Raw genomic sequence first — 20,031 nt, forward strand, 5'->3', positions numbered from 1 at the left:
TTATCTCTTCTTTCATTTTATTTTTGGAAGACTTGCTGCTGCAATTGATTGCCCAACACGTCTTGATTTTTCATCTGGTAATTGTAAATTAATTCGTTTATATAAATCACTAAACTCTTGCTTTAAAACTTCTTTCGCCCATTTGATAATGAGTTCTCCACCAATACCTGAAGTTACTCTTCCTAGAACTAATACATGTTTCATTGGATAAAATCTCTGATAAAATCCTAATCCATAACCCAGATAAATTCCGATAGTTCTAAATATTTCTAATGCACCTTCATGTTTGTTTTCAGCTAAACCTTGTACAACTTTTAATTTTTCTGCTGGTGATAAATCTGCATCAAAATGAATGTTTGCATTGGGAGCTAATTTAATTACAGCATCTTGTGAGAAATAACTCACACCTACGCCATAATCACCTGACCATTCGTCAATTGCAGCTTCTTGATTAAAATCTACAGGAACAAAAGCTAATTCATTTAACCATCCAGTGATATGCCCTTTTTGATCGACATATCCTGCAGCCTCTGAAGTTCCCATAGCAATCCCTAAGACTTCATTGTCATCCAAACTCATCGCGCCAGCAAGTGCAGTGACATCTCCATCGTTGGCAACCTCAATTGGAATATCACCCATATCTTTTGCAATATCGATATATATGTTTTTAATATGTTTAGCATATAAATCGTCAGGCACTTGTCTGAATAAAGATGCAACCATTGCTTGATTATCTACATAAACACCAGCACTTGATACACCAATACCATCAACTCTTGGCATTTTGGATGCAGCTCTTAAGATTGAATCTTTAATACCTTTGATGTGATACATTGGATCACTGTTCGTTTTAGGATGCCAAATAACTTCTTCGCTGAAGATGGCCTTCCCATCGACAACTGCAGAAACTTTTCGATCTGATCCCCCTGCATCAAAACCAATACGATACCCATTTAGATGCTTGCCTATAGATTTAGCTTGTTCAATCTCAACGAGTTCATCTTCGTCATTAAGTATAATCACTTCAAAAGGGTGTTCATAGATACGTTCCATAAACAAGACATCGAACTGTCTAAGTCCTTGCTGTGAATACACATGTTTTAAATATTCGCCTAATGCCTTAGGTCCTTTAAACAATATTTGATATCCACCTTTAGTCCATAATAGAGCTTTAATTAGTCTTTCTAGATAAAACTCATTATCACTAATATTTGCGCTTGAATTATCAAAAACTACTGTTTGGTAGACAGATATATCGTTTTCACTTCTTTTTAAACCTATAAAAATATGTTGATATTTTAGAGATGCTTTAACTTCATTTTCAAATGCTTCTATCGCTAAAATTGCAGGACTAAAGTTTGTGTCTAAGGGTGTATCTAACGTTGATTTTTTATTGTATTTAAATGCTTTCATATCATCACCATGCTTTCATAGATATCTTACATGTAAACATGTAAAAAGACAATCGTTTTCTAACAATAAAATGCTTTTATCACATTTAAAAAAATTTTTTCAAAATTGATCAACAATGTGTGTCGCTGCAAGGTGTCCAGTGGATAATGCTATCGTAATATTATATCCTCCGATTGGTCCATGTAAGTCTGTAACCTCGCCAACAAAAAATAGATTTTTAATTGTTTTAACTTCCATTGATTTTGGATTTAGATTTTTTGTATCAATGCCTCCTTTATTCACATAAGCCTTTTCTTTATCTTCAACTTTGTCAATAACGACCTCAAACTGAGTGAGCATATCTACAATATGATTAAGATCCTGTTTTTTTATTTCTGCGACTTTTTTATTTTCAATACGGAGGGTTTCAACAATAACACCTACAACTTTTTTTGTTGTAAATGATTCTAGTTTTTTAATAATAAACTGATCTCCGCTTTTCATCAAATCATCCATGATTTCATCTTTAGTTTTATCAACAAGGGAAAAAGATACAATTGATTTTCCATTGTTCATTACATCATCATAAATAAACTCAGACAAATGCATGATCACCGGACCACTCAATCCAAAATGAGTAAACAGTAAATCTCCTTGATAAGAGATTTTCTGTTGCTTCAGTGTTACTAATCTTTGAGATAAAGATACCCCTTGTAAAGCCTTAAAGTTTTCTTTAATTTGACTTGAGTACACATGAGTCTCAGCAGGTGTAAACTCATGATAATTTATGCCTAGATGTTTCGCAAAAACAAGACCATCACCGCTACTGCCTGTTGATGGAAAACTATTTGAACCTGTAGCAACTACAACATGTTTTGCATAAAAAGTATCAGTTTTTGTTACTAATTTAAATACATCACTTTCTTTATGAAGTTCTCTAACAGCTTGTTGATATTTAATATGATTAGGTTTTATATCTTTTAATAATGATTCTAAGACACTAAGACTTTTTTCTGTCTCTGGAAAGTATTTAAAATTATTCTCTAGAACTAATTTTAATCCATGTACTTCAAAAAACGATATAACATCCTGTGATCCAAATTGGCTAAGTGCACTATATAAAAACCTTTTATGCTTAAAGGTTAATGTATCAATAAAATCTCTAACTGATAAATGGTTTGTAACATTACATCTTCTACCGCCTGTGAGTAAAAGTTTTTTTCCACACTTCTCATTTTTTTCTAAAAGTAAATAATTGATATTATTTTTCTCTAGGACATTAGCTGCCATCAGCCCACCTGGTCCGCCACCGATAATTATTGTATGATAAATCATAGTATATGCTCCTTTATATATCTGTCTATCACGTCTTTTATGACTTCATATCCTTTTGGTGTTGGATGTATACCATCATAAAATAATGCATCTCCAGGCATAAGCACTAACTGTGACTCAATATCTTTTTTAATATCAATCACATCTAATTTGTTAATATCGCCAATATGTTCAACAAAGTCTCTAAATAACTCTAAGTCGCGATAAACATCAATGGATACATGTCCAATCGGTAACGCAAATGGTTTTATGAGGATCAGTTTTACTTCTTTAAGTGAATCTTGTATACAATGAATCAGTAATTGGTAATGATCAACAAATGAATCTTTTGTAGGTGACTGATGCAGTAAATAAGGTAACCATGCATCATTGATGCCAATCCAAATAAAACAAACATCAGGTCTTAGATCAATCACATCATGATGCACTCGCTTTAAAAGATCTAAAACTTTTTGACCTCCAATACCCCTATTAAAAAAATGAAATTGTGGATATGTTTTCTCCAGCAAATAAATAAACCCTTGTCCAAGGTCATTTGTATCTTTCATATTTCTATGTGCTTCTGTAACACTATCACCAAAAAATACTATACTTTTCATTTCATCACCTATTACTATCATAACAAAGTTTTACTTGGATAAGAAAAAAGATTAGAAGAAATCCCCTAATCTTACAGATATTCATTAAAAAAACATCTCTAATGGTAAATCTGTTAACTCATAATCCTCTAAGTCACCAGGCATTTTTGGCATTTCAGCAAACATATCAAAAACAATTCTGCCTGAAATCTCAACTTTCTCTCTATTATGCATACTATACATATACATGTCACAACCAATTTTAGTGACTTGATTATCTTTGATTACTATGGCAATTTGTGTATCAAAAAATTCAAAAGCGCTCAATGGTTGATCAAAGATTTCATACTTATGTTCTATATAGTCAGTATTTGTCCAAGTTGACGTGTCATACATACTATTTAATATTTGATTTGCATGTTCTAAAAGTTCTTGTTTCTCTAAATCTAGAACAATGATTGTCTCATCACCAATTTGATAAGTTCTAATCATTTCAGTAGCAAACAATGTATTGATCATTTTTTGATCATTTAGAGAAGAAACTAAATCAGAATCTACATCCGCATAATCATCTAAAAATGTATCACTATAAATCTCATCCCACATTGCTTGAGTTATCCCAACATTTATTTTATATTTCCCATTATCCATATACGCTGAACCACCCTTGACATCCGCATCATAGTATATATTTTGATTAGAAAAATAAGCATCAACTGTTCCTGTAATGGTTTCTTCTTCATTCAGCGATTCATCTTCCATATGTGTACTTTTGATTACCGCATCAATTTCGGTGTTAGAAATCAGTTGAACTTCACTTATATCTTCTGCTAAAGATATGTATGTCTTTGATTGAAGTTTTATATCGGCTGTGTTTTCTGATATTTTAGTATATGTCCAAATATCCATAAATTCTTCTTTTACTGAAATATCTAAATCGATTGATAGTAACATAACCTCATATAATTGTGTTTCTCCATCAATAGATGAAAGTAAATTCACAACTTCTTCAGAGCTCATAAAAACTTGATGACTCTCATCAAACTCTGGAAACGTTCCTTGATTGCCATTACACCCAGACAATAAGTATAAAGCCATGCTTAAAACAATCATAGTAAATATCTTTTTCATATAGTCCTCCCAATGTATTCGTAACTTTATTATAACAAAAAAGGAACTAAAAAGTTCCTTCATTTCTATATAGTTAAGAAAAAGATAAAAAGAAAACTCCTAATCTCACATATAACTATTAAAAAACATCTCTAATGGAAATTCAGTTAATTCATAATCTTCTAAATCACTAGGCATTTTTGGCATATCTACAAACATGTCAAACACCATTGTACCTGTTAAATCGATACTCATGTCTTCTGTCTCACCAGAAATATTAAATTGATACCCCATTTTTGTCATTTGATCATCTTTAAGCACGAATGCTACTTGTAATTCAAGCTCTGTAAACATATCTAATTGCATCTCAAAATCGTTCATCTTGTATTCTTGATAATCCGCTTCAGTCCAACCAGATGTATCATACATCACATCAAGTAAGTCATTGGCATGTTCTAAAATACCTTGCTTAGTGATGTCGATGAGTACTGTGGTTTCACCGCCACTTTGATACACTTTTAACATATCTGCATCAAGCATAACGCCAATCATTTCGCTATCATCTATAGCAGTTTCTAAGTCAATACCGACATCAAGATAATCATCTACAATATCTTCTGGGCTTGTAAACACTTCATCCCACATCTCTTGTGTAACTCCAAAGTTAAGTTTATACTTGCCATTTTCAACGACTTCAGAACTAGTTTCTAAATCAGCATTGTAATATAAGTATTGATCAGTGAAATACGCATTAAAGCTCCCTTTTAAATGATCATCTTCATCTTCCGTTGCTTCATCTACATAATTTGTTATGACTGATAAATCAATATCATTTTCAGATAACATCTTTACTTCAGCAATATCATCATTCATATACATGTATGTTGTTGATGTTAATAATAAGTCTACACTTGTATCCGATACTTTACTGCTTGTCCACATATCAGTTGTTTCACTTACTACTGACATATCAATATTTATAGATAACATCATAGCATCTTCAACTTCAGTTTCCATATTGACTGCTGATAAAAGGGTTGTTACTTCTTCAGCGGTCATCTCAACTTCTTTGTTTTCGTTAATCTCTGGGAATTCTCCTTGATTATCTTTACATCCCACTAATAAGAACAAAGTCATACTTAAAACAAAAATACTAAACAATTTTTTCATATAGTCCTCCCAATGTATTTGTAACTTCATTATAACAAAAAGGAACTAAAAAGTTCCTTCAAAGTTTTATAAAATGCCTAATTCATCTGCAATTTCAAGAAAGATATCATTCACTGGGAAATATTCCACATTCATCTTGTTAAATATCTCATAAGTCATATGATCTAACTTCTCAAACATATCTTCTGTGACTTCTTCTTTATTTTCCAATTTTTTTGTTAATTCTTCCTCAAAATCAATCAAATCTGCCATATCACTCTCATCATAATCATCAACACTTGCTAGTTCGTTTTGAAAATCAATAGCTGCTAATAACAAGTTGATATCCTTAGCTCTTAACTCCAAAGCTTGATAATCATTTTGATAGGGCTTTAACAATTCAGTGATTGTCTCAATTTGATCAAATAGATAATAAAAACCTGTTTCAAATATTTGATCTTCATCATCCGAAAAATTAGGGTCATCAATCAGTTTGTCATACAAATAGTCAGTGACATCCAAAACGTGTTTAAAACGTATCAATAAATCGGAATTGTTTTCAGTCAAATACTTTAATAAATCATGGTTTTCCATTTTCCAATTTGCATACTCATGATACTTTAATTCATCACGCATGATTTCACCTCAACAATATTTATGCTTTGTTTTTTGATCCAAACATTTCAACTTTTTCAGTAACCACTTGTTTCATAGCTTCAACACCTGGAGCTAATAATTTTCTAGGGTCGAATCCTTTACCTTCTAAGTCTTTGCCTGCTTCAATATATTTACGAGTTGCAGCTGCGAAAGCTAATTGTAATTCTGTGTTCACATTAATTTTAGATACACCTAATGAAATAGCTTTTTTAACTTGGTCTGCTGGAATACCAGTTCCACCGTGTAATACTAATGGAATACCACCAGTTACATCTTGAACTTGTTTTAAGACTTCAAAATCTAAACCTTTCCAGTTTTCTGGATATTTACCATGGATATTACCGATACCTGCAGCAAACATATCAACACCAGTTTCTGCAATTTGACGGCATTCTTCTGGATCTGCGATTTCTCCTGCGCCAATAACACCATCTTCTTCACCACCAATTGAACCAACTTCTGCTTCAACTGATACACCTTTTGCATGGCATGCAGCAACGACTTCTTTAGTTTTCGCTAAATTTTCTTCAAAATCATAGTGAGAACCGTCAAACATAATTGAAGTGAATCCAGCTTCTAAAGCTTTAAATGCACCTTCATATGTTCCATGATCTAAATGAACTGCAACTGGTACAGTGACATTATAGAATTCATCTAACGCTTTAACCATCGCCATCACTGTTTTAAATCCACCCATGTATTTAGCTGCACCTTCTGATACACCTAAAATCACTGGTGATTTTAATTCGTTAACTGTTTGTAATACTGTTTTTGTCCATTCTAAATTATTAATATTAATTTGAGCAACACCATAACCTTCTTTATGTGCTTTAATTAACATTTCTCTTGCTGATACTAACATTTTATATTCCTCCTTGAATTTTTATCACTTATATTATATTACAATTACCTATTTATTACAATCGATAACTGTTGTGTAAACGTTTGTGTAACCCCTATTTTTTTACACTATTTTTAACTGAAGCCCCTATGAAATCTCTAAAAAGTGGATGTGGTCTTAATGGTCTAGATAAAAACTCTGGGTGAAACTGAACTGCAATAAACCATGGGTGGTTTTTTAGTTCTACAATTTCTACTAAATGATAGTCTTTGTTAAACCCAGATATCATCATATCGCTTTGTTCGAAATCCTCTAAATATTTATTATTAAACTCATAACGATGACGATGTCTTTCTTTGATTACATTTTCCTGGTAAGCATCATATGTTTTAGTGTTTTTCTTTAAATCACAATCATATAGACCTAATCTTAATGTACCACCTAAATCTTCATCTGTTTCTCTTCCTCTTTGAAGTGAGATGACTGGATGTGGAGCTTTCTCATCAATTTCTGTGGAGTTTGCGCCAACTAGATGAAGTACATGTTGTGCGTATTCAATCACTGCAAGTTGCATACCATAACAAATACCAAAAAATGGAACATTATTTTCTCTAGCATAAGTGATTGCGGCAATTTTTCCTTTTGTTGCACGGTGACCGAATCCACCAGGTACTAAAATACCATCACAGTCTTTGATAAAAGATTCAATATTGTTTTCATCGACTTCTTCAGCATCAATCCATTTAATTTCAACTTGTTTTTTATGAAAATACCCTGCATGTTTCAAACTCTCTGACACAGATAAATAAGCATCATGGAGTTTCACGTATTTTCCAACTAACCCTATAGTAACTTTGCCATCTAGATTGTGTATACGATCTACAAGTTCATACCATGGCTTAACATCAGCTGGTTCTAAATTTTCATATCCAAAATGTTTTAAAATCCAATCATCAATATGCTGTTCATGCATTTTTGTAATCACTTCATATAATACATCAACATCTAACGATTCAAAGACAGCATGATCATCAACATCACAGAATAATGCGATTTTATCTTTAACACTTTGTTCAATTGGTTTTTCACTTCTTAAAACAATAATATCGGGATGGATCCCTAAGCTCATTAATTCTTTAACACTATGTTGAGTTGGTTTCGTTTTAATTTCATTAGCTGCTTTTAAGTAAGGAACTAAAGTATTATGGATATATAAAGTATTATTAAAACCAAAATCATGTCTTGCTTGTCTAATTGCTTCTAAAAATGGAAGGGATTCGATATCCCCAACGGTTCCACCAATTTCAGTAATGACGACATCTGGATTGGTATGTTTAGCAACATCCCTTAGTTTCTTCTTTATTTGATCAGTAATATGGGGAATCACCTGAACAGTCGCGCCTAAATAATCTCCGCGTCGTTCTCTTTTTAGAACAGATTGATAAATTTTGCCTGTAGTAATGCTCGAGTGTCTGTTTAAATTTTCATCAATGAATCTTTCATAGTGTCCTAAATCTAAATCTGTTTCAGCACCATCATCAGTCACAAAAACTTCTCCATGTTGTAATGGACTCATTGTTCCTGGATCAACATTAATGTAAGGGTCAAACTTCTGCATGAATACTTTTAATCCTCTACTCTTTAATAGTTGTCCGATTGCTGAAGCAGTTATGCCCTTACCTAGGCTTGAAACAACCCCACCAGTTACAAAGATATATTTAGCCATTTCTTATCCTCCTAAAAAAATATAAAAGAGTCTCCTCATTTAGGAGACTCTTTGGTGTGCCCTTGTTTATTATATCAAAAACAAAAACATCATACAATCATATTTTTATATTTCTTTAGAATAATAAGGTTCATTTTTGAACTCAGTTAATGTAAATCCGATTTTTTCAAGGTATTTATTATGTTTTTCTTGCCCAGGTTTTGTATATAACATCTTAAACCCTTTGTCTAAAAAAACTTGTTTTTTCTTTGTGTAGATGTACTCTGCTATCTTAAAATCTCGATACATTGGTGTAGTATAATCCACCCAAATATCAAGTTTATCTTCGTCTATTGCTCTTCCGATAAATAATCCGGCAGGTACAGTATTTCTATAAACAAAAAACTTAAGTAATCCAGTCTGTTTTATATCATGCGATAAATGAATATATTCACTCATATCTTTTTTATAAACATCTATAAAATGTTCAAAATATGCATCATCTTGAACAGGAATTAGTTCAAATAAGTCTTTTTTACTATAAATTTGATATAAATAATACGAATTCACTAAAACAATACCTAAGTTCATAGCTGCTACAGGATATGAAGAAATTAAAATACCATAAACTGCAAAAATAAGTGATCCAGATAGATTAATCCATCTTAATCTTTTCACACTACTCATCACTAGTGAAATCAAGACAATTAAACTAGCTACATACCCTACCCATTCAATCCAACTTGGCATAAAATCAAATCCTCTCTTTTTTATAGGTTAAAAAGAGCGTGCTAAGCACACTCTATTCATTAATCTTCATCATACATATCTTCGTAGTCGTCCATGATTTCATTATAATCATCTTCATCATAATCATCATCAAACTCTAAATCCACATCGTCATCTACATCATCTTCATCAGTAGATTTGATTGGAAGTTCTACATCGATATATTCTTTTTCTTCCTTGATTTCTTCGTCTTCTTCCTCTTCTTCATCCTCGTCATCATCATCTACATCTTTTTCTTGTTCTTCAAGATCTTCGATATCAAATTCGGTGAAGTCTAAATCTTCTTCTACATCTTCTTCAACTTCATCAGGGGTAACAAACGCATATCCGTCTTTATCCCACATCTCTAAGTTTCTTTCTTTCAAGTCCCATTTATCATCGCCAACATACACGAACTTAGCGCTTTGCGTTATATCCATATAAAGTTGCGTTAAGCGATCTACATCATCATCAGAAACATTCTTAATCTCTTTGATTTGTTTGATGATATCATGTATTGATATAGGCTCGCTATTTTCCTTTAACAAATGTTCAACAATATCAATCATTGACATTGATTTAAATTTATCGTTCATTTTTGCCTCCTAAAACCGTATATATTGTAAACGATTCATACTCATTTTGCAAGTTTTTTCTATGATAATCTTGTTAAAATAAGTACAATTGCCAAAATAACTGCTAAAACAATGAATAATTTTAACATTTTCTTCACAAAAGATAGTATACCTAAGACAATAATAATACCTGTAAACACAATACCGACGATTTTTATAACCTCGGGGAGTGGTACTATAAATTCTTGGTATAAACCAATCAGTTTTCCATCTATATCTAATGTGTCTTGCAAAAATGCATTAAATCTGTCATATAGACCTAGAAGAAATCCTTTAACTGTATCCCATAACGAGAAATTTAACATGGACATACCTCCTAATATTTCATTCTGTTTTCAACAGCTTTACTTAATGTTAACTCATCAGCATATTTCAAGTCAGCTCCAACAGGAAGACCTGATGCTAATCTTGTAATCTTTAATGTATCATTTTCATATAAAGATTTCAAAAATTTTGCAGTCATTTCACCTTCTACAGTTCCATTGGTCGCAATAATCATTTCACTCGCATGTTTGATACGATCTGATAATGAATCAATGTTTAAATCTTTATCTGTGATGCCTCTAGAAAAATCTATGAGTCCACCTAAAACATGATATACGCCTTGATAAGAATTCATCTTTTCTAAAATGAAAACATCTTTAGCATCTGATACCACCATGATTTGTGTTTGATCTCTTGTCTCATCTGCGCAAATGTCGCATAAATCATGATCGGTTAGCATATGGCACACAGGACAAGTTTTTATTTCCGATTTTAACTTTTTTAGATGTTCGCTAAAATCAATTAACTGTTCTTCTTCCATATCAGAAATCAAAAATAGTGCTAAACGTTCAGCGGTTTTTTCTCCGATGCCCGGCAATCTTTGAAAGTCATCCATGACTTTCTGTAAAATTTTGGGAATCATTAGAATCCAAAACCACCCATGCCACCAGAGAATTGGCCCATTGTTTCTTCCTGTTCTTTATCAATTTGCTTTAAAGCATCATTGACAGCTAATAAAATAGCATCTTGAAGTAATTCTACTTCTTCTAATACTTCTGGATTGATTTGTACATCAATGACTTGTCTTGTACCTTGCATAATGACTGTCACACCACTTGCTTTTCCGAAAAACTCTTTTCTTTCTAAAGCTTCTTGTGCTTCCATCATTTGTTTTTGAATCTTTTTGAGTTTGTTTAACATATTGGGATTCATTTTATTGCTCCTTTACAATTACTTTCTCACCAAAATACTCTTTTGCTAAGCTTAGAGTTTCTGATGTTCTTTTTTCTTCTTTTAAATCTTTGTATAATTTCAAATCATGTGGCGGTAACTTAGGTTTCTTTTGTCCTTTATGCCACAGATCTGCATATATTTCCTTAATCACAAGCCAATCAGATTTTAAAATAGCATAATATCCTTTAATTAAGTCATTCTTGTTATTAATGATTTCCAAGACTTGTTCATAAACCTCTTCATCATACATTTGTCTGCACATATCTAAATTATCATAAACTAAAAGCATATAATCAGAAACCGCTTCTAAATTCCCTTGATAGAGTAAATATGCAGCCATCTTTAGATGATCTTTTGGATAATCTTTTAAATACGACCATCCTTTTTGTAAGAGTTGCTTTTTATCTTTGTCGCCTTGATTAAGTATATGCTCAACGTCTTTAATCGTCACTAACGGCTCTAAATTTGTTGCTTGAACGGTTCTAACTTGTGTTTTAGATTGTTCCTTTAAACTTTGAATAGAAGCCTTTAAATCTAAAATAGTTGCTTCAAAATCGAGTTGCTTAATTGTTTGGTGTTCCATCATTTTAATGAGTGCAAGTTCAACATATGCACGCTTTTGATGGGTCCATTTGATATCTTGTGATAATTTATTTAAAACTTCTAAGTAAAAATATATTTTTTCAATTGGGAAAACACTTAATAATTCGGTATATTTAGGTAAATCTACCTTCATGGTTTTCTCTATCAAAATATCTCTTAAAGCTAGAATTAAATCTGTAACAATACGGCTAGTTTCTTTACCTTCAGCAATCAAATCTTTTAAAATGACAATTGCTTTTGAGACTTCTTTATTTACAATTGCCAGTAATATTTCCTTAAGTGCTGCTTTTGAAACTGAACCTGAAACTTGATGTACATCTTCTTCAGAGATTTCATCATCTGCATAAGATATTGCTTGGTCGAGTAAGCTTATCGCATCTCTTAATCCACCCTCAGCATTTTCAGCGATCGCAATGACTGCATCCTCAGTTATAGAAATTTGTTCTTTTTCAACAATCTCATTAAGTTTTTCAACCATATCTCTAGTTTCAATATTTTTAAAATCAAAACGTTGACATCTAGATAAAATGGTTGGTGGGATTTTATGAACTTCAGTGGTTGCTAAAATAAATATCACATGTTTTGGTGGTTCTTCTAATGTTTTTAAAAGTGCATTAAATGCACCTGTTGTTAACATATGAACTTCATCGATGATATAAACTTTAAAATTACCAACTGATGGCATGTATTTTACTTTATCGCGAAGTTCTCGAATTTCATCGACACCATTATTTGATGCGGCATCAATTTCAATCACATCAGGAATATCACCACGATCAATCCCTTTACATACATCACATTTGTTACAAGGACTACCGTTTATTGGAGATAAACAGTTGACCGCTTTCGCAAAAATCTTTGCAATCGATGTTTTTCCGGTTCCTCTTGGACCGCTAAATAGATAAGCATGTTGAATCTTATCATGCATAAGTGCATTTTGTAATGTCTTTATGATGACTTTTTGACCAGCAACTTCTTCAAAAGCTTTAGGTCTATACGCTCTATATAATGCTACATATGCCATAATATTCATCCACCCTTTCTATCTTTTTTATTATAACATATATGATATGTTAATAGGTTATTTTCCTAAGCAAAATTTCGAGAATAATTCATTTAATAAATCATCTTGATAATACTCACCTAATATTTCACCTAATGACTTCCAAGCTTGAGTTAAATCAATCGCGTAAACATCAACTGGCATATCAAGTTCAATCGATGATAAAACATTAAGCAGTGATGTTCTTGCTTCTTTAACTTTTTGGATGTGTCTAACGTTTGATAAATAATTAAAATCTCTTGAATCAATGTCTTCAAGTGATAATAACTTCAATATCGCTTTTTCCAAATCTTTTAAACCTTCTTTAGTCAGTGTAGAAATCTGTAGAACCTCTTCTAGTTGTAAAGCTTTTGGAAGATCTGCTTTATTTGCAATTATCAAACGCTTTTTATCTTTTGTTAGCTCTAGTAAATCTTTATCTTCTTTAGATATAGCTTTACTTTGATCCAAAACTAATAATATAAGTTCTGCATCTGTAATTGCCTTTTTAGAGCGATTTACACCAATCTTCTCAACAACATCTTCTGTCTCCCTAATGCCGGCAGTATCAATGAGTTTCAACGTTACACCATTTACATTAATATAAGCCTCAATCGTATCTCTAGTTGTTCCTTCAATATCTGTAACAATTGCTTTTTCTTCATTTAATAATGCATTTAGCAAACTTGATTTTCCAACATTCGGTTTACCAACAATAGCTGTTTTTACACCATCTCTGATGAGTTGATTTTTCTCTGACTCTTTCAGTAAATCATTGATTTCAACAATCAATGCTTCTGTCTTTGGTTTAATAATTTCTTTACTCATGATGATGGCATCATCATATTCCGGATAATCAATATTCACTTCAATTTGTGCAATAATTGTTAGAAGTTTTGATCTTAAATTTCTAATCAGTTTCGATGTTTCTTTTTGAACTCCTAAGTTAGCAATTTTTAAAGCTTTTTCGCTTTTCGCATGAATCAGATCCATGATAGATTCTGCTTCAACTAAATCAATTCTTCCATTTAAATATGCACGCTCACTAAACTCACCAGGTTCAGCTAATCTGATATCCATATCTAGTATACGATCCAATACCTTTTGCGTGATTAAAATACCACCATGCGTTGATACTTCAACAGTATCTTCTGCAGTAAATGATTTGGGCCCCTTCATCACTGTGACCATCACTTCATCCAAAACAGACATATCTTCGTTTAAGACATGTCCATAGTGAACGGTATGAGATTTAACTTTGGTCAAATCTCTTCCTTTAAATATTTTATTGAATTCAAAAATTGCAGTTTCACCTGAAATCCTAATAACTGAAATGCCTGCAGTCCCAAAGGCTGTAGCTATCGCAGCTATATTTTCTAAATTCATGATTTGTTTTCTCTTTCTGTATTTTCCTGTCTATCTTGTGGTTTAAATGGATTAAAGCCTCTAACAATATCTCTTACAAGTACTAAAATGACCATAAATAAACCTAATATTGTTCCTACTAAGATATAACCACTACCTAAAATAAGTCCAACCATCGCAGTAACCCAAATGGTCGCCGCAGTAGTAATACCTTTGACCACATGTGCCTGATCTTTAATGATAACACCAGCACCGACAAAACCAATACCAGTAACAACTTGTGCAATTACTCTTTGTTGCTCAGCATCTATTGCTAAGCCGCCTTGTGCAAGTCCAATTTGATATTCGAACATGAGTCTTTGCATAATTGCAATACCAGCTGAACCCATCGCTACTAAGATATGCGATGATAATCCTGCTGCTTTACCTACATTTTGTCTTTCTAATCCAACAAATGCTGATATTAAGTAAGTTAGCACTAAAGGTAAAATAATTTTAACTAGAATTTCTTCTAAAGATAAATTTAAATCTAATATCATGATTTTTTCTCCCTTTCTTCATAAATCTTATTGAAATGTATCTTTTCATTATTTTTAACGTAACCTAAAATTGCATCGATATTAACATTAGTTGCAGCTGTGTAAATAGATTGATCAATATCAGGGTTAATCTTTCTTAGATTATCAATTAACTCTTTGATTTCTCTACGTTTAGAACTTGTTTTCTCAGCTACTACAGTACAACCACAGTTCATCGATTGTATACCACTTTTTTTAATCCATCTGATAATATCTTTCTCTTTCATTTGCATCATCGGTCTAATTAATTCAATATCCTCGAAATTATCTGCCTTAATTTTTGGAACCATCGTCTTAAATTGTCCACCATAAAATATATTGAGTAATGTCGTTTCAATAACATCATCAAAATGATGCCCTAATGCAAGTTTATTACATCCTAATTCTTTAGCTGCGTTGTATAAGAATCCCCTTCTCATACGTGCACACATATAACAAGGATTTTCTTTGGCTATTTTACCTACAACTTTGAATATTTCAGAATTTCTAATTTCTAACGGGATATTCAAATATTTACAGTTGTTTTCTAAGAGTTCTCGATTGACATCTCTAAATCCTGGATCCATCGATAAGAAGACAACTTCAAATGGGATTTTATTATGTTTTTTTAGCTCTTGAAAAAGTTTTGCTAGTATCAAACTGTCTTTACCACCTGATATACCAACTGCAATCCTATCCCCTGGTTCAACTAAGTTGTATTCATTAATTGCTTTTACAAATGGTCTAAAGATGTCTTTTTTATATGTCGTCACTAAGCTTTTTTCAATGTCTATAAGTGATGCTTTAGGGTTTTCAACGATAATCGTTTGACACTCCTGAATCATATTATGCCTCTTCTTTATAAGCTTTTACAACTGCTTCACAATCTTTAGTAAAATCAGTCAATTGTTCCCAGTTTTCTAATCTACATCCTGCAGCTTTAGCATGGCCGCCACCACCATATTGATTAGCGAGTTCATTAATTGTTGGTCCATTTGATCTAAGTCTGATTCTTATTTCATTAGGATACTCAATAAATAATGCCCACACAGGATATCCATCGATACCAGATAATAAGTTTACAACAGATGCAGCTTGTTCATCAGACACATTATATTTTTCAATAATATCTCTTGTCATTTTCAGATATATAAATCCATCAGCAGTCTCAAAGTTTGAATATACATAACCCTTGAGAGCTGCCATTTCTAAAGTATCTCTACTTAACTTTGAATCGATATATTCAACATCTACACCTTTAGATAACAACATACCTGCAAGTTGATGTGTAATATTTGATACACCTCTATATCTAAATCTACCAGTATCTGTAACAATACCAGTATATAGCGCAATAGCGCCTTCTTTAGACAGTTTAAGTTCATCTTTAAATGTGTAATAGAAATATGAAATCATTTGAGCACATGATGGAAAATCTGTTTGTACCCATCTAATATCGCCATAATTATCCACAGGAATATGATGATCTATTTTAATTAAATATTTCCCCATGTTATATCTTGGATCACTGATGCGTTCCTCAGTAGCTGTGTCGACTACAATCACCAATGCATCAACATATTGATCATCAGTGATTGTGTCTACTTTACCTACATAATCTACGAAGTCAGATGTTTGTCCAACAACATATACTTCCTTGTTTGGAAAAGATGATTTAATGATATCTTTTAATCCAAACTGCGAACCATAACAATCTCCATCTGGACGTTTGTGTCCATGAATGATAATGGTCTCGTACTCTTTAATTTTATTTAGTATTTTTTGCATAATGTTTCGCCCTTTCATCAAAATCTTTTAATACTAATTCTACTTCGTTCCAATCTTTTAAACTCGCGCCACAAGCATTATTGTGTCCGCCTCCGCCATATTTTTTAGCAATATCAACAATCGTTATCCCTCTGGATCTAAACTCACCCACAATGACGTTGTTTTCAACATCCTCAGTGAAATTTGCCCAAATCGGAACTTCTATGATACCTGCCATTTGATTAACCATACCTCTAGAAATGCTTTGAAAATCTAAACCACTTTCTTCAATGACTGATTGATCATTTTTACGATATGCTACATAGTTTTCAGTAAGTTCAAAATTTTGAAATAACTGTTTTGTTTTTCTCTTCTTTAAAGGTTCTGTGTATATATAATCATAAAATGATTGAATTTCCGGATTAAATTTATGAATATATGATGCTAATTCAAATGTTTGTGATGGATTAGCCATATATAGAAATCTACCAGTATCAGTTACCATACCACCATAGAGGTAGGTTGCTGCTTCAGAGGTGATTTTATACTCAAATGTTCTAGCCAAATCGACGACCATCTCTGCTGCTGATGCAAACGCTGGATCTTTATAAAATATCGATACATTTGCTACATCAGTGTCATTTTGATGATGATCAATGATAATAATATCTTTAGCTAATTGATAACGATCGTCACTAATCATTCTAGTTACAGAAACATCTGTAATAACGGCTAATGCATCTTTGTATGTATCATCAGATATATCATCCATTTCTGCTAAATAGCTCATATCGTTAAGATCACCTACGACATAAATCTGCTTATCTGGATAGTTTTCTTTAAGTAATAATGAGAGTCCATATTGTGATCCGATTGCATCCATATCAGGTCTTTGATGTCTGTGGATGATAATCTTTTGATATGACTCTATCATTCGTTTAATTTCGTGTTTTATATTCATGATAATTCCTTTCTTTTACGGATTATAATAGTATATCATATATGGATTAAAAAAGCGATTATTCATCGCTTTTTTCATCTTTTTTTAAACGTTCAATATCTTTCTTTAAACCTTCAGTTGCTTGATCTTTACCTAAAGTTTTCTTCTTTCTCATAAAAATCAATATATAGCCAATAATCACTAAAACTAAATAGATAACAACGTTTCGAATGACTTTGTTTTGAACATCTATAATGAGTGGCTCTTTATAGGTTACGCCATCAATATCAGCATTGGGCGCGATATTGTTTTCATCAAGGTATGTTTGGAGTGTTGATCCTACAGTTAACATTTCTTCTGTTAGATTTATGTCTAAAGTTAAAAGTATTTCTCCGTCTTTTTCAAAAACAAATTGATCAATATCTATAAACATGCCATCTTTTATGAATTCTCTTCTCATGATGAGTGATCCTTGTGTGTCTGGATGAAAAACAGCATATAGGCCTTGATTATATAAATTAAACCCTGTATAGGTGACTTCTATATCGTCTCCAGATTTCACTTTCACATCAAAGAACTCGGGTAGATGAGTCCCACTTTTTTGAATCATCAAAAATTGAAATCCTTCAATTGCTAAAAGTCCTGAATCAGTATTTGTAACATGTGCTGCATTATAAATGATAATAAGATACTCATTATTGTTTATTGTTACTGTTTCCTCATAAACTGGAGTGTCATTAAAATACGCCGAGGATATTAAATCTGTATAGGTCTCATTTTGCAATGTCTCTTCGGTGATTGCTAGCACTTCTCTAGAGCGAAAATACTCATCAGTAATGGTTGCGACCAGCATAAGCCCAACCGCAACAATTAACCCGTAAATAATACGATTGACAATCTTCATTGGATTAAGCCCACATGCCTAGATTGTTTTCTTGAGCGTAAGCTTCAGCATTTTTAAACCATTGATCTAAAGATATACCGTTAAAAATTAAAGCTTGTGTTGGGTCAGAGTAATTATTTTGAGAATATCCCATTTTTACAACCATGTAATTTACTAAAATATCATCAGCCCATACAAGACCTAGACTTCTTTGATAAGTATCATAAATACCGGAAACTGGATCATGTTGGATATATACTTTTGTTGCATTTTCTAGTAAACTTTCAACATATTTTTGTGCGTTAGTAGCTAAACTTCCTGTACCTGTTTCAAGTGTATCAATACCAATAAATCTAACCCGAGCATCTCCCATGAAATAAGGCTCGAAGTATGCGGTATCTCCATCATTATTCCAAACAAATGTAACCTCAACTACTCCACCTTTTTCAGTAAAATAATCTAAAGCTTTATACGTATCTTCTAAAGCAAATGTTTCAGGATATGCAACTGGATGAGAACCGAACATATCATAATGATCAATTGCATAAATGCCCCATTCTCTTAATGTAAATGTAGGGTTTGCTTCATTAACAAAATCATGTCTTACAAATGTTCTGTCGTTTGAGAACTGAATACCTGCTGTTGGATCACCAAATACATCAGTATGTGTTCCATTTTTATGTGTGATCGCTATGGCTTGTCTTCCTGTATAAAACAAATCTGCTGATTCCATATCTGCAAGTAATAATATCTCTGCTCTACTTTCTGGATGAGCAATAATAAAAACATCATTGCCTTGTAGTGTTCCGGTTAAACTAATCGTTATTTCATTAACTTGACCAGCAACTCTATTAAAAATGGTAATGCTATAATCAGCCAAATCGATAGCCTCTTCGCTATCGTTATATAACTCAATCATTTTTGAGTCATCAGAACCCTCAAAATATTTAGAAATATAAAGACTTGTTTCTGGTTTCTCAGTAGCAATATAAACAACAATTTCTGTATTATTGTTTACTATATCTCCAGCTTCATAATTTGATTCATACTGTACAAAAATACCAGGTTCAATATCATTGGTTTCTAGTGTCTGAATTTCTATAATTAATGTTGGGAATTTTTGAAAACTTGAGTAAATTTGAGATTGATTCTTACCTGTTAGATCCGGAAGAATATTTGCAAACTTAGCAAAATTGACAACAACTTGTGTCCCTGGTTCAACTTCCTGCCCTTTTTCAAAACCTTCACCATAAGATACAAAATATCCTTCAGTTACATCAATGTTAACTACATCCTCAATGGATGCTTGTAAGCCAAGACCAGATAGGATATTAACAACTTCTTGTTTCGATTTTCCTGTTAAATCTGGAAGTGTTAATGCTTCTTCATCTTGACATGCAGCAATCGTTACTAAAGCCATCATTGCTACAAATAATACGAGTAATTTTTTTAACATAATCATACATCTCCTAAAGTTAGTGTGCAC

General features: G+C 32.2%; 21 protein-coding genes. All 21 read right to left on the bottom strand.

Annotated features, from left to right (window positions below; translation table 11 throughout):
- Positions 1 to 12: 12 nt before the first annotated feature.
- Positions 13 to 1,413 carry a transcriptional regulator gene (locus BK011_10335; protein ID AUD66065.1) on the bottom strand — a complete coding sequence of 467 codons (1,401 nt, stop codon included), beginning with the start codon at positions 1,411 to 1,413 and terminating at the stop codon, positions 13 to 15.
- Positions 1,414 to 1,512: 99 nt separating this feature from the next.
- On the bottom strand, positions 1,513 to 2,727 hold the full coding sequence (locus BK011_10340) for a hypothetical protein (GenBank protein ID AUD66066.1): 1,215 nt from the start codon (positions 2,725 to 2,727) through the stop codon (positions 1,513 to 1,515).
- Positions 2,724 to 3,326: a hypothetical protein gene (locus tag BK011_10345; GenBank protein ID AUD66067.1), complete on the bottom strand. Its 603-nt coding sequence runs from the start codon at positions 3,324 to 3,326 to the stop codon at positions 2,724 to 2,726. The genes BK011_10340 and BK011_10345 overlap by 4 nt, the downstream gene beginning before the upstream one ends.
- Positions 3,327 to 3,410: 84 nt before the next feature.
- Positions 3,411 to 4,436 (bottom strand): hypothetical protein, encoded by a 1,026-nt coding sequence (locus BK011_10350; protein ID AUD66068.1) that lies wholly within the window; start codon positions 4,434 to 4,436, stop codon positions 3,411 to 3,413.
- A gap of 105 nt (positions 4,437 to 4,541) precedes the next feature.
- The gene (locus BK011_10355; protein AUD66069.1) at positions 4,542 to 5,585 is read right to left on the bottom strand and encodes a hypothetical protein; all 1,044 of its coding nucleotides are present in this window, start codon (positions 5,583 to 5,585) and stop codon (positions 4,542 to 4,544) included.
- Positions 5,586 to 5,651: 66 nt separating this feature from the next.
- Positions 5,652 to 6,200 carry a hypothetical protein gene (locus BK011_10360; protein ID AUD66070.1) on the bottom strand — a complete coding sequence of 183 codons (549 nt, stop codon included), beginning with the start codon at positions 6,198 to 6,200 and terminating at the stop codon, positions 5,652 to 5,654.
- 19 nt (positions 6,201 to 6,219) lie between these two features.
- Positions 6,220 to 7,083 carry a fructose-1,6-bisphosphate aldolase, class II gene (locus BK011_10365; GenBank protein ID AUD66071.1) on the bottom strand — a complete coding sequence of 288 codons (864 nt, stop codon included), beginning with the start codon at positions 7,081 to 7,083 and terminating at the stop codon, positions 6,220 to 6,222.
- Positions 7,084 to 7,177: 94 nt separating this feature from the next.
- The gene (locus BK011_10370; protein ID AUD66072.1) at positions 7,178 to 8,788 is read right to left on the bottom strand and encodes a CTP synthase; all 1,611 of its coding nucleotides are present in this window, start codon (positions 8,786 to 8,788) and stop codon (positions 7,178 to 7,180) included.
- 105 nt (positions 8,789 to 8,893) lie between these two features.
- Positions 8,894 to 9,517 carry a hypothetical protein gene (locus tag BK011_10375; protein ID AUD66073.1) on the bottom strand — a complete coding sequence of 208 codons (624 nt, stop codon included), beginning with the start codon at positions 9,515 to 9,517 and terminating at the stop codon, positions 8,894 to 8,896.
- A 59-nt stretch (positions 9,518 to 9,576) separates the two neighbouring features.
- Positions 9,577 to 10,131 carry a DNA-directed RNA polymerase subunit delta gene (locus BK011_10380; GenBank protein ID AUD66074.1) on the bottom strand — a complete coding sequence of 185 codons (555 nt, stop codon included), beginning with the start codon at positions 10,129 to 10,131 and terminating at the stop codon, positions 9,577 to 9,579.
- Positions 10,132 to 10,190: 59 nt separating this feature from the next.
- A complete protein-coding gene (locus BK011_10385) occupies positions 10,191 to 10,475 on the bottom strand; it encodes a hypothetical protein (GenBank protein AUD66075.1) in 285 nt (94 codons plus the stop codon).
- A gap of 11 nt (positions 10,476 to 10,486) precedes the next feature.
- Positions 10,487 to 11,077, bottom strand: coding sequence for a recombination protein RecR (locus tag BK011_10390; protein AUD66076.1), 591 nt, complete (start codon positions 11,075 to 11,077; stop codon positions 10,487 to 10,489).
- Positions 11,077 to 11,367: a nucleoid-associated protein, YbaB/EbfC family gene (locus BK011_10395; protein ID AUD66077.1), complete on the bottom strand. Its 291-nt coding sequence runs from the start codon at positions 11,365 to 11,367 to the stop codon at positions 11,077 to 11,079. Before BK011_10395 ends, BK011_10390 begins: the two co-directional genes overlap by 1 nt.
- A gap of 1 nt (position 11,368) precedes the next feature.
- The gene (locus BK011_10400) at positions 11,369 to 13,015 is read right to left on the bottom strand and encodes a hypothetical protein (protein ID AUD66078.1); all 1,647 of its coding nucleotides are present in this window, start codon (positions 13,013 to 13,015) and stop codon (positions 11,369 to 11,371) included.
- A gap of 57 nt (positions 13,016 to 13,072) precedes the next feature.
- Complete coding sequence (locus tag BK011_10405; protein ID AUD66079.1) at positions 13,073 to 14,419, bottom strand: tRNA uridine-5-carboxymethylaminomethyl(34) synthesis GTPase MnmE; 1,347 nt, start codon at positions 14,417 to 14,419, stop codon at positions 13,073 to 13,075.
- Positions 14,416 to 14,937, bottom strand: a complete 522-nt coding sequence (locus BK011_10410; protein ID AUD66080.1) for a hypothetical protein — start codon at positions 14,935 to 14,937, stop codon at positions 14,416 to 14,418. Before BK011_10410 ends, BK011_10405 begins: the two co-directional genes overlap by 4 nt.
- The gene (locus BK011_10415; protein ID AUD66081.1) at positions 14,934 to 15,800 is read right to left on the bottom strand and encodes a tRNA 2-thiocytidine(32) synthetase TtcA; all 867 of its coding nucleotides are present in this window, start codon (positions 15,798 to 15,800) and stop codon (positions 14,934 to 14,936) included. The genes BK011_10410 and BK011_10415 overlap by 4 nt, the downstream gene beginning before the upstream one ends.
- Before the next feature lies 1 nt (position 15,801).
- Complete coding sequence (locus tag BK011_10420) at positions 15,802 to 16,743, bottom strand: hypothetical protein (GenBank protein ID AUD66082.1); 942 nt, start codon at positions 16,741 to 16,743, stop codon at positions 15,802 to 15,804.
- A complete protein-coding gene (locus BK011_10425) occupies positions 16,724 to 17,683 on the bottom strand; it encodes a hypothetical protein (GenBank protein ID AUD66083.1) in 960 nt (319 codons plus the stop codon). Before BK011_10425 ends, BK011_10420 begins: the two co-directional genes overlap by 20 nt.
- A gap of 58 nt (positions 17,684 to 17,741) precedes the next feature.
- On the bottom strand, positions 17,742 to 18,566 hold the full coding sequence (locus tag BK011_10430) for a hypothetical protein (protein ID AUD66084.1): 825 nt from the start codon (positions 18,564 to 18,566) through the stop codon (positions 17,742 to 17,744).
- A 4-nt stretch (positions 18,567 to 18,570) separates the two neighbouring features.
- Complete coding sequence (locus BK011_10435; protein ID AUD66085.1) at positions 18,571 to 20,001, bottom strand: hypothetical protein; 1,431 nt, start codon at positions 19,999 to 20,001, stop codon at positions 18,571 to 18,573.
- Positions 20,002 to 20,031 lie beyond the last annotated feature (30 nt).

This window comes from Tenericutes bacterium MZ-XQ (assembly GCA_002838205.1).
GTDB lineage: Bacteria > Bacillota_I > Bacilli_A > Acholeplasmatales > Acholeplasmataceae > Mariniplasma.